This window comes from Lelliottia sp. RD5, from assembly GCF_056032945.1.
This window is the reverse complement of the sequence record NZ_JBVYHQ010000009.1, coordinates 20,692-34,086: the sequence shown is the minus strand read 5'-3', so window position 1 is coordinate 34,086 and position 13,395 is coordinate 20,692. Positions and strand designations below refer to the sequence as shown.

General features: G+C 55.2%; 12 protein-coding genes. 4 read left to right on the top strand and 8 right to left on the bottom strand.

From position 1 onward, the window contains the following. Positions 1–286 precede the first annotated feature (286 nt). Positions 287–532, top strand: coding sequence for a septal ring assembly protein ZapB (gene zapB, locus AC0LWE_RS20180; RefSeq protein ID WP_096759555.1), 246 nt, complete (start codon positions 287–289; stop codon positions 530–532). Positions 533–724: 192 nt separating this feature from the next. Here zapB and rraA read toward each other — a convergent pair whose 3' ends face one another. From rraA to priA, 7 genes are all read right to left on the bottom strand, one after another. Next, a complete protein-coding gene (rraA, locus tag AC0LWE_RS20175; RefSeq protein ID WP_015961003.1) occupies positions 725–1,210 on the bottom strand; it encodes a ribonuclease E activity regulator RraA in 486 nt (161 codons plus the stop codon). Positions 1,211–1,302: 92 nt separating this feature from the next. Then, the gene (menA, locus tag AC0LWE_RS20170) at positions 1,303–2,223 is read right to left on the bottom strand and encodes a 1,4-dihydroxy-2-naphthoate polyprenyltransferase (protein WP_202668665.1); all 921 of its coding nucleotides are present in this window, start codon (positions 2,221–2,223) and stop codon (positions 1,303–1,305) included. A gap of 67 nt (positions 2,224–2,290) precedes the next feature. Beyond that, positions 2,291–3,622 carry an HslU--HslV peptidase ATPase subunit gene (gene hslU / locus AC0LWE_RS20165; protein ID WP_059180598.1) on the bottom strand — a complete coding sequence of 444 codons (1,332 nt, stop codon included), beginning with the start codon at positions 3,620–3,622 and terminating at the stop codon, positions 2,291–2,293. Between the two features lie 9 nt (positions 3,623–3,631). Continuing rightward, positions 3,632–4,162, bottom strand: coding sequence for an ATP-dependent protease subunit HslV (hslV, locus tag AC0LWE_RS20160; protein ID WP_059180599.1), 531 nt, complete (start codon positions 4,160–4,162; stop codon positions 3,632–3,634). A 92-nt stretch (positions 4,163–4,254) separates the two neighbouring features. After that, positions 4,255–5,271, bottom strand: coding sequence for a cell division protein FtsN (gene ftsN / locus AC0LWE_RS20155; protein ID WP_059180617.1), 1,017 nt, complete (start codon positions 5,269–5,271; stop codon positions 4,255–4,257). Between the two features lie 93 nt (positions 5,272–5,364). Continuing rightward, entirely contained in the window at positions 5,365–6,390 is a 1,026-nt protein-coding gene (gene cytR / locus AC0LWE_RS20150; protein ID WP_131489416.1) for a DNA-binding transcriptional regulator CytR, read from the bottom strand. Positions 6,391–6,518: 128 nt separating this feature from the next. Beyond that, positions 6,519–8,714, bottom strand: a complete 2,196-nt coding sequence (gene priA / locus AC0LWE_RS20145) for a primosomal protein N' (protein ID WP_219347243.1) — start codon at positions 8,712–8,714, stop codon at positions 6,519–6,521. Positions 8,715–8,917: 203 nt separating this feature from the next. Here priA and rpmE point away from each other — a divergent pair, with 203 nt between their 5' ends. After that, positions 8,918–9,130: a 50S ribosomal protein L31 gene (gene rpmE / locus AC0LWE_RS20140; RefSeq protein ID WP_015960996.1), complete on the top strand. Its 213-nt coding sequence runs from the start codon at positions 8,918–8,920 to the stop codon at positions 9,128–9,130. 48 nt (positions 9,131–9,178) lie between these two features. Here rpmE and metJ read toward each other — a convergent pair whose 3' ends face one another. Continuing rightward, positions 9,179–9,496 carry a met regulon transcriptional regulator MetJ gene (gene metJ, locus AC0LWE_RS20135; RefSeq protein WP_015960995.1) on the bottom strand — a complete coding sequence of 106 codons (318 nt, stop codon included), beginning with the start codon at positions 9,494–9,496 and terminating at the stop codon, positions 9,179–9,181. Positions 9,497–9,773: 277 nt separating this feature from the next. On the opposite strand from metJ, the gene metB reads away from it, so the two are divergent. Beyond that, a complete protein-coding gene (metB, locus tag AC0LWE_RS20130) occupies positions 9,774–10,934 on the top strand; it encodes a cystathionine gamma-synthase (protein WP_202668663.1) in 1,161 nt (386 codons plus the stop codon). Positions 10,935–10,936: 2 nt separating this feature from the next. Continuing rightward, positions 10,937–13,369, top strand: a complete 2,433-nt coding sequence (locus AC0LWE_RS20125; RefSeq protein WP_202668662.1) for a bifunctional aspartate kinase/homoserine dehydrogenase II — start codon at positions 10,937–10,939, stop codon at positions 13,367–13,369. Positions 13,370–13,395 lie beyond the last annotated feature (26 nt).

Genomic DNA, 13,395 nt, shown 5'->3' with positions numbered 1-13,395 from the left:
ATAAAGCGTGTTTTAGCGGTATCAGGTAAATGTGAGCTGAATCATTTCATTAACTAAAGTATTAACAATTTAGGGGTAGATGGCGCGAATGCACCAGGACCAGACCGAAAAGTGTTGCAAACCGCGATCTGCGCGGCGTGCCGCTGGACAGGCGACGCCGCGCTCCATACAATCGACATTAAATATGTTGCGCGCGTTTTACACGCCATTGTTCAATTTTCTTCCTTGATGAAATGTGAATGATGTAGCGTAAGTTCGAAGCGTCGCCTTGCCATTCAGAAGAGGTATGACCATGTCATTAGAAGTGTTTGAGAAACTGGAATCAAAAGTACAGCAGGCGATCGACACCATCACACTGCTGCAGATGGAAATCGAAGAACTGAAAGAAAAGAACAATGCACTGGCGCAGGAAGTTCATTCTGCTCAGAATGGTCGTGAAGAGCTGGAGCGCGAAAATCACCAGCTGCGCGAGCAGCAGAGCGGCTGGCAGGATCGCCTGCAGGCGTTGCTCGGACGTATGGAAGAAGTCTAATTACGCTTTTTCTTTCGCGCCGTAGCGGCGTTGGCTGTGTTCAGCTACCCCAGTCACGTAGTTGACTACGCTGCTGGGGATATCTTCGTTTGCCGCCTTGCTACAACACGAAATCTTGTGCGTAATTGCCCAGCAGTCAAATGCTGGCCAAAAGAATCCATAAAAAAAGGCACCTTTCGGTGCCTTTTTTCATTATTCGATATCGAGAGGATCTTCGGAAAGGATGATGCCGGTATTGTCGGCGTAGAGATGGTCGCCGGAGAAGAAGGTGACGCCACCGAAGTTAACGCGCACATCGCTTTCGCCGATGCCTTCGCCTGCTGCACCCACGGGGATGGCTGCAATGGCCTGAATGCCCAAATCCAGCTCTTCCAGATCGTCAACCTGACGGACCGCCCCGTATACCACAATCCCTTCCCACTCGTTTTGCAGGGCCAGACGGGCAAGATCGGCGTCGATTAACGCACGACGAACAGAGCCGCCGCCATCAACCAGCAAAATACGGCCACGGCCATTTTGTTCGAGCAACTCATACAGCAACCCGTTGTCCTCGAAACATTTTACCGTGATGATTTGTCCGCCAAATGACGACCGTCCTCCAAAGTTGGAAAACAGCGGTTCCACGACGTTGACATCTTCTTGATAGATGTCACAAAGCTCGGAAGTATCGTATTTCATAGGTTTAACGCTCGGTTGCTGCGAATGTGTTCAGTATATCGCGCTAAACGCGTTGTTGGCAAAATCATCAATTGTTAATTGATATTTGTCAGTTAACTCAGCGTCTGGCTCAGAATAATCCCAAGTACGAACAAGAGGTTAGTCAACAATGCACCTTTTACCGTACGTTCGAGCATGGGCGGCATCGCTGAGGGGCTGAGCTCGCGAATCACGAAACGTGCCTGTTTGACTAACAGCGGCGCGGCCAGAACAAACAGCCAGCCCCAGATACTGTGCAGTGAAAGCAGATTAAACAGCGCCAGACAGATCAGCGCGCCCATCAGCAGGCCAGCGTGATAGCGACGGGCGTTGACCGGGCCTAACCGCACCGCCAGGGTGTTTTTTCCGTTCTGACGGTCACTTTCGATATCACGCAGATTATTGATATTGAGAACCGCAGCGGCCAGTAATCCGCAGGCAGTAGCGGGCAAGAATAGTGCTGGAATCAGCGTATGCGCCTGCAAATACCAACTGCCCATCACGCTCAGCCAGCCGAAGAAAACCAGCACGGAAATATCACCCAGACCGATATAACCATAAGGGCGCGTGCCGACGGTATAGGTAATCGCGGCAACAATCGCCAAAAGCCCCAACACCATAAATCCGATGAAATCGGCCGTCGTTTTGCATGCCACCGACACCAGCGCCAGGCCTGAAAGACAGATGAGCACCACGGTGATTATCAGCGCACGTTTCATCTGCGCCTGAGTAATCACCCCTTTCTGCATGCCGCGCAGCGGCCCAATACGATCGGGTTTGTCGCTGCCCTTGACCGCATCGCCGTAGTCGTTCGCGAGGTTAGAGAGGATTTGCAGCAGGCCCGCAGTGATGAGCGCCAGACCGGCAACCAGCGGATCGAAATGGCCCTGCCACCAGGCAAGCGTGGTGCCAACGACGATAGCGGCAAAGGCCAGAGGTAATGTCTTAGGACGCAGGCTCTCGAGCCACGCCTGAGTACGGCTGATATCAGTCATTTTATTTAGCCAATAAAAATGGGGGCATTAGCCCCCATCAACAGTGATGAAAATGCATTAACCGCGATTATAAGATAAAACGGCTTAGATCTTCATCTGCCACTAACGCATCCAGATGTTTACGCACATAATCTGCGTCAATGGTAATACTCTGGCCGTTCAGATCGCTGGCTTCATAAGAGATATCTTCGACCAGACGTTCCAGCACGGTGTGTAAACGACGCGCACCGATGTTTTCGGTGGTTTCGTTAACCTGCCATGCGGCCTGCGCGATACGCTTGATACCGTCTTCGGTGAATTCAATGGTCACGCCTTCGGTCGCCATCAGCGCTTTATACTGCACGGTGATGGAGGCATTTGGCTCAGTCAGAATGCGCTCAAAATCGTCGGTGGTCAGCGCCTGCAACTCTACGCGAATCGGCAGACGACCCTGCAATTCCGGAATGAGATCGGAAGGCTTAGCCACCTGGAATGCGCCAGATGCGATAAACAGAATGTGATCGGTTTTGACCATGCCGTGCTTGGTCGAAACGGTACAGCCCTCGACCAGCGGCAACAGATCGCGCTGAACGCCTTCGCGAGACACGTCCGGACCGTTGGATTCACCGCGCTTACAGATCTTGTCGATTTCATCGATAAACACGATACCGTGCTGCTCAACCGCGTCGATTGCGTCCTGTTTCAGCTCTTCTGGATTCACCAGTTTAGCCGCTTCTTCTTCAATCAGCAGCTTCATTGCATCTTTGATTTTCAGCTTGCGCGGCTTTTGCTTCTGACCGCCCAGATTCTGGAACATCGACTGCAGCTGGCTGGTCATCTCTTCCATGCCCGGAGGAGACATGATTTCAACACCCATTGGCGCTGCAGCGAGATCGATTTCAATCTCTTTGTCGTCCAGTTCGCCTTCACGCAGTTTTTTGCGGAATGCCTGACGCGCGGCGGACGGCTCCTGAGGTTGTTCATTCTGACCCCAGTTGTTTTTTGCCGGTGGGATCAGCACGTCGAGAATACGTTCTTCGGCCATTTCTTCCGCGCGATAACGGTTTTTCTCGATGGCTTGCACACGCACCATTTTCATCGCTGAATCGGCCAGATCGCGGATGATAGAGTCCACTTCTTTACCGACGTAGCCCACTTCAGTGAACTTGGTGGCTTCAACTTTGATGAACGGCGCGTTCGCCAGCTTCGCCAGACGACGGGCGATTTCGGTTTTACCGACGCCGGTCGGGCCGATCATCAGAATATTTTTTGGGGTCACTTCGTGGCGCAGCTCTTCATCAAGCTGCATACGACGCCAGCGGTTACGCAGGGCGATTGCCACGGAACGCTTGGCGTTGTCCTGGCCGATAATGTGTTTGTTCAGCTCGCTGACAATTTCGCGTGGGGTCATTTCAGACATGGGAGATCCTTACGCTTTGGAGGTCAATTCTTCGATGGTATGGAAGTGGTTGGTGTAAATGCAGATATCACCTGCAATTCCCAACGCCTTCTCGGCAATTTCGCGGGCGCCCAGCTCAGTATTTTCAAGCAAAGCACGCGCAGCGGCCTGGGCGTAAGGACCGCCGGAGCCGATAGCAATCAAATCATTTTCTGGCTGAATGACGTCACCGTTCCCGGTGATAATCAGAGAGGCGTTTTCATCCGCGACGGCCAGCAGCGCTTCGAGCTTGCGCAGCATGCGGTCGGTGCGCCAGTCTTTCGCCAGCTCAACGGCCGCTTTGACCAGGTGGCCCTGGTGCATTTCAAGCTTGCGTTCAAACAGTTCGAAGAGCGTGAAGGCGTCAGCGGTACCGCCCGCAAAACCGGCGATCACTTTGTCGTTATACAGGCGGCGCACTTTTTTCACGTTGCCTTTCATGACGGTATTACCCAGCGTGGCCTGGCCATCACCGGCGATTACCACATGGCCGTTACGGCGTACACTTACTATTGTTGTCACGAGCAGACCCCCTGGTTACAAATTCGAAACAGATGCCCTGAGCTGATACTCAGGGCTGAATAGAATGATAGATGGGGGGGATTTTTGGGGTTTCAACCCCCGGAGGCGAGTCGAATGCAGTTTGTGTGGCCGGCAATTTTCAGGCGGCTAATGGTGCCGTCTGCATTTTCTTTACCCTTCACCGGGCCGATCACAACGCGATTCCAGCCACCGTTGGTGGTCACGCGTGAATCAAAACCTTCGAAGGCCAACTGCGCGCGCACGGTTTCTGCCTGGTCTGCACCTTTGAACGATCCGCACTGAACCATCCAGCGACGATCGTCTTTCTTCTCGGCCGTTTGTTTCGGCGCTTCAGTTTGCTGCGTAACCGGTGCGCTCTGCTGTGGCTGCGCTTTTGGCTGCTGCGCGGTGTTATGCGCTGGCGTTTGCAGCAGATCCTGATACGGCTGCGCTGATGCGGTTTGTTTCTGCTGTTGCACCGGTGCCTGCCGCGGCTGTTGGGCAGGCTGAGTCTGCACGGTACGCGTTTGCTGCTGCGGCTGCTGATACGGTTGTTCGGTCACACGCGGCTGCGTGCGTGGTTGCTGTACCGGCTGCGTTTGCGTCAACTGCTGTTGCTGAACTTGTTGCTGTGCCTGACGCTGGCGTTGCAGCGTTTGCTGGCGCTGCTGTGGCGTTTGTTCGTTCCACGGGACTTCGGTCAGCTGCGTTGGCTGCTGACGCATATCGGCCTGCATCTGCGCCAGAAGCTGGCGTTGCTCATTCGTAAGCTGATCGGCATTTTTCACTTCACCACCGGCAGAAGGCTCCGTCGGCGCACGCACGCCTGGCTGGCGGCTTTCCAGCTCTTTGATATAGCGCCAACGCTCTTCAGGTTTTGGCGGCAGGCCATTACCGGCCACTTTGTTGCCCTGAAGCGCTTCAGACTCTTCTTTTTTGTGGTGAGTAATAAAGTATAAACCGCCGATAAAGGCCACGAGCACAGCCGCGGCTATCGCGACCATAGCGGGCGAGACGGAGGGCAGGTTACTTTTCTTGCTCCGTGAGGTGCTCTTTTTGCGTCGCGAAGGTGCCGGCTGGCCGCGACGTACATAATCTCGTTGTGCCACTATCGTTTCGCTGTATTTATGCATTCGTCAGCCCGCCATGTTACTTAAGCGGCGGGCCTTTGACCAGATGAGGGAGTCTTAAAGCCGTTTACTTTAAGTAAGCGCCTGTGTAGAGCCCCGAATAATAAGTTCGCAATCCAGTAACCGCGAGCCGCTGCTGACGGTTTGCCCATGCAGTTGATCAAGCAGCAACAGCATGGCCTCGCGTCCAATATCATAGCGCGGTTGCGCGACGGTCGAGAGGGGAGGATCGCAAAACTCGGAAAGGGAAATATTATCGAACCCGATAATCGACAAATCTTGCGGCACGCGCAGGCCCCGGCGTTTGGCATACGACAACGCGCCCAGTGCCATCACGTCGCTGTGGCAGAAAACGGCCGTTGGCGGCACAGGCTGCGCCAGTAATTGCTCGAGCGCCAGGCCTCCGGCTTCAAGCGTGAAATCACCGCGCGCGATGTAATGCGGATCGACCGTCACGCCTGCGCGGCGCAATGCCTGAACGTAGCCCTGCAGGCGATAATGGCACAGCGGCATCTCTTCTGGCCCGGCGATACAGCCAATGCGCTTATGTCCCAAATCCTGAAGATAGTTCACGGCGTTAAACGCGGCGGTCAGATTATCAATATGGACCGTCGGCAGTTTAAGCTCAGGTGCAAATTCATTCGCCATCACCATAGGCGGCAGGTTGCGTTGCTCTTCAATGCTGGCATCAAACGGCAAACGCGACCCGAGCAGCAGCATACCGTCGATCTGCTTGGTGATGATGAGGTCGATAAAGGTTTTTTCTTGCTGATTCTGATGCGCGCAATCGCCAATCAGCACCAGATAACCCTGTGCGGCGGCCGTCACTTCGATGCCGCGAATGATTTCGCTGAAGAAGGGATCGCAAATGTCCGGCACAATTACCAGGATGGTCCGCGATTCGTTACGCTTGAGGTTACGGCCCATCGCCTGAGGTAAATAGCCCACTTCCAGCGCCGCCTGCTCGACGCGATTACGCGTCGTCTGAGAGACTTTATCCGGGTTCATTAACGCGCGGGACACCGTTGCCGTGGACACTTTGGCTTTCTGGGCAACGTCTTTCATGGTCGCCGGGGCAACCTCTTTCCTGGACTTCAACGTCTTCTCCTCGCAGGACCACCAACTACTGACTGATTCATTTTTACAGATAGTGAATGGAAGCGGTTACAGAATTTTCATAAAAAGTGTGAGGGGCGTTTGATTTTTCGATCCCTCTCGCATCGTTTCTACCCTTCGATAGGGTCGACATCCAGAACCCACTTCACTTTTCGCGCTTCTGGCAACGTGTTGATGAGCGCCAACGTGCCACTAATTACATGTTGTAAACGCACGCGAGAAGGGTGCTGAAGTAAAATTTGCCAGCGATAACGGCCACCGCGTTTAGGCGCCAGCGCCGGAACGGGGCCTAAAATCCACAGCTGATTATCCACCAGCGGACTGGCCTGCAACAGATTACGTAACTGCTGCAAAAACAGCGGTGCCTGCTGATTGTTATGATCTTCCGCGCGAATAATCACGTGGCTGGTCCACGGCGGAAGTTGCATGGTCTGGCGCTCGGCCAGCGCCTGCTCGGCAAACGCGTCATAGCCTTTATGGAGCAACGTTTGCAGCAGTGGGTGTTCAGGGTGATGCGTTTGCAATACCACTTCACCCTGCTTACCCGCGCGACCGGCACGCCCGGCCACTTGCGTGTAAAGCTGGGCGAAACGTTCAGCGGAACGGAAATCGGCAGAAAACAGCGCGCCATCGACGTCAAGCAGCGCCACCAGGGTGACGTCGGGGAAGTGGTGCCCTTTTGCCAGCATCTGCGTACCAATCAGAATGCGCGCCCCGCCGCGATGAACCTCAGCCAGCTGCTGCTCCAGAGCCCCTTTACGGCTGGTGGTGTCGCGGTCAATACGCGAAAGCGGTACGCCGGGGAAAAACGGTGCCAGCGCCTGTTCGAGCTGCTCGGTGCCAAGACCGACCGGAACCATATGCGTAGAGCCGCACGACGGGCACTGGCGCGGCACCGGGCGCTGGCTGTCGCAATGGTGGCAGCGCAAATGATGCTGTGCCTGGTGCAGCGTGTAGTAATGATCGCAGCGCGGGCACTCTGCTATCCAGCCGCAGTCGTGGCACAGCAGCGTCGGAGCGAATCCACGGCGATTCAGGAACAGAATCACCTGATTATCAGCCTGCAAATGCTGGCGCATGCGAGTGATTAACGCGGGCGCTAATCCGGCCTGTACCTGCTGACCTTTCAGATCCAGCACATGTTGAATGGCCGGGCGCGCATTACCCGCGCGGCGGGTCAGGCGTAGCATATGGTATTTCCGCTGGCGCACGTTGTGCAGCGTTTCCAGAGCGGGCGTTGCCGAGCCAAGAATAATCGGGATTTGTTCGCTGTGCGCACGGTAAACGGCCAGGTCGCGGGCGTGATAGCGCCAGCCTTCCTGCTGTTTATAGGAACTGTCGTGTTCTTCGTCGATCACGATGACGCCCAGATTTTTAAATGGCGTAAACAGCGACGAGCGGGTACCAATCACAATCGCCGCCTCGCCATTTTTGGCTTTCAGCCAGACGTTCAGGCGTTCGGTATCGTTTAAACCGGAATGGAGTACTTCTACCGGGGCGTTAAAACGTTCGCGAAAACGGGCGATTGTCTGCGGCGTCAGGCCGATCTCAGGCACCATCACCAGCGCTTGTTTACCCTGTGTGAGCGCGTTTTCGAGTACGCTCAGATAAACTTCGGTCTTACCGGAACCGGTCACGCCCGCTAACAACCAGGCGGAAAAACGGTCAGACGCGCTGTGAATCGCGCCAACGGCGGTCGCTTGTTCCGTGTTGAGACGCAGTCGCTCGCCCGCCACGCTAAAACCGTCGCGCCAGTCCACCAGCGCAGGAGATTCGCTGGCAAGCTCGCTCAGCCCTTTTTTGCGCAACGCCTGCAGCGCTGCGTCGTTAAATTCCAGCTCTTCAACCTGATGACGCCAGATTCTGCCCTGGCGCAGCGCGGCCAGCGCCTGCTGCTGTTTCGGCGATCGTTTCAGGCTGTTGATATCGACGGCTTGGCCCTCTTCCGTCGCAAACCAGTACCACGTCGGGGCATGGCTGGCGCTTTTACCCTGACGCAGCAAAATCGGCAACGCGTGAAACAGCACATCGCCAATCGGGTGGTGATAATAATCCGCCGTCCACAGCAGCAGTCGCCAGACACTTGCGGAGTAAACCGGCTCAACGTCGAGCACATCGACCACCGCTTTTAATTCATTGATCGGCAACTCGCTTTGGTTGCTCACCGACACCACTACGCCGACGCGCTGTTGCTTGCCAAACGGCACGGTTACGCGACAGCCCGCTTTGGCGCTCATGCTGTCGGGCAGCAAATAGTCAAAGGTGCGGGGAAGCGGAACGGGCAGGGCAACGTGAGCAACGGGCATCGAATCTTCCTGACTTGAAAAGTGGCGCGTTAGTATACACATTAGATGCTATAGACGTGCTGATCAGTTTGCATCCATCGAATGGATTCTGTATGATTCGCCGCCTTTGGTGTAACTTTACGCCAAAGAATTTACTATCAACATCGCGTGGTGTCTGGCGTTAGGGCTGGAAGAGCGACGCGGCCTTAACTGAGGTTCTCCCCATGAAAAAAGATATTCACCCGAAATACGATTTTATTACTGCAAACTGCTCTTGCGGTAACGCGATCAAAATCCGCTCTACAGTGGGTCACGATCTGAACCTGGACGTGTGCGGTCAATGCCACCCGTTCTACACTGGTAAGCAGCGTGATGTTGCAACCGGTGGCCGTGTTGACCGCTTCAACAAGCGTTTCAGCATCCCGGGCGCTAAATAAGCTACCCGAAAAAAAAGCGCCGAAAGGCGCTTTTTTTGTATCTGCAAATCAGTATTCCCACGTATCCGGGTCGATACCCAGTTCACGCATAATCACTTTCGCCGCTTCCGGAATTTCATCGCTACGCTCTTTGCGCAGGTCTTCATCATTCGGCAGGGGTTGGCCAGTAAACGCATGCAAAAATGCTTCGCAGAGCAGTTCGCTGTTTGTCGCGTGACGCAGGTTGTTCACCTGACGACGCGTGCGTTCATCGGTGAGGATCTTTAACACCTTCAGAGGAATGGAAACCGTAATTTTTTTTACTTGCTCACTCTTCTTACCGTGCTCAGCGTATGGGCTGATATATTCGCCGCTCCATTCAGCCATGAGATACCTTTAATCCTCTCTGTCATTTATAAGGGCATAAAGCCATAGATTATATGGGGCTTTATACCGTAATCTCGCGTAGTTTACCGTAAGGACGATACCGTGACACGGATATTGCGCCCGAGCCGTGCACTAAAGCATGTCATTTTAACGGCTATTCTCGCATTGCTCAATCTATACGCAAAGAAGTTTAGATGTCCAGATGTATTGACGTCCATAAGTTCAGTGTTTACTCTGGTGCCTGACTTTTCACCTCATTAGCCAGGAAGCCTTCACCATGACGCGTAAACAGGCCACGATCGCAGTGCGTAGCGGATTGAATGATGACGAGCAGTACGGCTGCGTTGTCCCGCCGATTCATCTTTCCAGTACCTATAATTTCACCGGATTTAATGAACCTCGTGCGCATGACTATTCACGTCGTGGCAACCCGACGCGTGACGTTACCCAGCGCGCCTTGGCAGAGCTCGAAGGCGGCGCAGGCGCGGTCCTGACCAATACCGGTATGTCGGCCATTCATCTGGTGACTACGGTATTCCTGAAACCTGGCGATTTATTGCTGGCCCCGCACGACTGTTACGGTGGCAGCTACCGACTTTTTGATAGCCTGGCAAAACGCGGCTGTTATCGCGTGCTCTTTGTCGATCAAAATGACGAACAGGCGCTAAAACAAGCACTTGCCGAAAAACCTAAGCTCGTTTTGGTGGAAAGCCCAAGTAACCCGTTATTGCGTGTTGTCGATATCGCGAAAATTTGTCAGCTCGCAAGGGATGCGGGAGCGATAAGTGTAGTGGATAATACGTTCCTCAGTCCGGCGCTTCAGAACCCACTTTCCCTGGGTGCGGACCTGGTATTGCATTCATGCACTAAATATTTGAACGGTCACTCTGACGTGGTCGCTGGCGTGGTGATTGCAAAAGATCCGGAGATTGTCACCGAGCTGGCATGGTGGGCCAATAACATTGGCGTGACTGCGGGTGCGTTCGACAGCTATTTGCTGCTGCGCGGCATCCGCACGCTGTCGCCACGTATGGAAGTGGCACAACGCAATGCCCAGGCGATTGTCGATTTCCTGAAAAACCAGCCGCTGGTGAAAAAGCTGTATCACCCGTCGCTGCCGGAAAACCAGGGCCACGAGATTGCCGCGCGCCAGCAGAAAGGCTTTGGCGCGATGTTAAGTTTTGAACTGGACGGCGATGAGCAAACGCTGCGTCGCTTCCTGAGTGCGTTGTCACTGTTTACGCTGGCGGAATCCTTAGGGGGAGTTGAAAGCTTGATCTCCCACGCCGCAACAATGACACACGCAGGCATGGCGCCAGAAGCGCGTGCCGCAGCCGGAATTTCTGAGACGCTGCTTCGCATCTCAACCGGTATTGAAGACTGTGAAGATTTAATTGCCGATCTGGAAAATGCCTTCCAGGTCGCAGCCAAGGGGTAATCATGAGTGTGATAGCGCAGGCAGGGGCGAAGGGTCGTCAACTGCATAAGTTTGGTGGTAGTAGTCTTGCTGATGTGAAATGTTACCTGCGTGTTGCAGGGATCATGGCGGAGTATTCGATGCCGGGCGACATGATGGTTGTCTCGGCGGCGGGCAGCACTACCAACCAGTTGATTAGCTGGCTCAAACTGAGCCAGACGGATCGTCTTTCTGCGCATCAGGTTCAACAAACGTTACGCCGTTATCAGAGCGATTTGATTTCCGGCCTGCTGCCCGCGCAAGCGGCTGACGGGCTGATCAGCGCTTTTGTTCACGATCTGGAGCGCCTTGCGGCGCTGCTGGACAGCGGCATTAACGATGCGGTTTACGCTGAAGTGGTCGGCCACGGTGAAGTCTGGTCTGCGCGCCTGATGGCCGCAGTGCTGGAACAGCAAGGTCTCGAGGCCGCCTGGCTGGACGCACGCGATTTCCTGCGCGCCGAACGCGCTGCGCAGCCGCAGGTCGACGAAGGGTTATCTTATCCGCTGCTGCAACAGCTTTTGGTGCAGCATCCGGGTAAACGTATCGTTGTCACCGGCTTTATCAGCCGCAGCAACGCGGGTGAAACCGTGCTGTTGGGCCGTAACGGCTCTGACTATTCCGCCACGCAAATCGGTGCACTGGCGGGAGCGTCTCGCGTCACCATCTGGAGCGATGTGGCCGGCGTCTACAGTGCCGATCCCCGCAAAGTCAAAGATGCCTGTCTGCTGCCGCTGCTGCGTCTGGACGAAGCCAGCGAGCTGGCACGTCTCGCGGCTCCGGTTCTGCACGCGCGTACGCTGCAGCCGGTTTCCGGAAGCGATATTGATTTGCAACTGCGCTGCAGCTACACGCCGGATCAGGGTTCCACGCGCATCGAACGCGTTCTGGCGTCGGGTACGGGCGCACGTATTGTCACCAGTCACGATGATATTTGCCTGATTGAGTTCCAGGTGCCGGCGGGCCAGGACGTCAAGCTGGCGCATAAAGATATTGATTTAATTCTCAAGCGTGCGCAGGTGCGTCCGCTGGCGGTTGGCGTGCACAGCGATCGTCATTTACTGCAATTCTGCTATACCGCGGAAGTGGCCGACAGCGCGCTCAAAACGCTGGATGAAGCTGGTTTGCCGGGCGAACTCCGTCTGCGTCAGGGCCTGGCACTGGTGGCGATGGTCGGCGCGGGTGTCTCGCGTAACCCGCTGCATTGCCACCGTTTCTGGCAACAGTTGAAAGGTCAGCCGGTCGAATTTACCTGGCAGTCGGAGGAGGGCATCAGCCTGGTTGCCGTGCTGCGTAAGGGGCCAACCGAGAGTCTGATTCAAGGCCTGCACACCACGCTGTTCCGCGCGGAAAAACGTATCGGTCTGGTGCTGTTTGGTAAAGGTAATATCGGTTCCCGCTGGCTGGAGCTGTTCGCTCGCGAGCAAACGACGCTGTCGGCGCGTACCGGATTTGAATTTGTACTGGCAGGCGTTGTGGACAGTCGCCGCAGCCTGCTCAATTACGAAGGGCTGGACGCCAGCCGCGCGCTCGCATTCTTCAATGACGAAGCCGTTGAACAGGATGAAGAGTCGCTGTTCCTGTGGATGCGTGCGCACCCGTACGACGATTTAGTGGTGCTGGATGTTACGGCCAGCGAACAGCTTGCCGACCAGTATCTGGATTTCGCCAGCCACGGTTTCCATGTCATCAGCGCGAATAAACTGGCGGGTGCCAGCAGTACCGATAAATACCGTCAGATTCACGATGCGTTTGAAAAAACCGGGCGTCACTGGCTGTATAACGCCACCGTAGGCGCAGGCTTGCCGGTTAACCATACGGTGCGGGATCTGATTGACAGTGGCGACAGCATTTTAGCGATCAGCGGGATTTTCTCCGGGACACTTTCGTGGCTGTTCCTGCAGTTCGACGGCACGGTGCCGTTCACCGACCTGGTCGATCAGGCGTGGCAGCAGGGGCTGACCGAGCCCGATCCGCGCGTCGATCTGGCCGGGAAAGACGTGATGCGCAAGCTGGTGATTCTGGCGCGTGAGGCGGGTTACGATATCGAGCCGGGCCAGGTGCGTGTGGAATCGTTAGTTCCTGCGGGCTGCGAAGAGGGGTCAGTCGATCACTTCTTTGAGAACGGTGATGAGCTGAACGACCAGATGGTGCAACGTCTGGAGGCCGCGCAAGAGATGGGGCTGGTGCTGCGCTACGTGGCGCGTTTTGATGCCAACGGTAAAGCCCGCGTGGGTGTGGAAGCGGTGCGTCCGGAGCATCCGCTGGCGGCGCTACTGCCATGCGATAACGTCTTTGCCATCGAAAGCCGCTGGTATCGCGATAATCCGCTGGTGATTCGTGGGCCAGGCGCGGGGCGTGATGTGACTGCCGGTGCCATTCAGTCGGATATTAATCGTCTGGCGCAACTGCTGTAGTTTTTGCTCTGCATCGTTTGATGCCC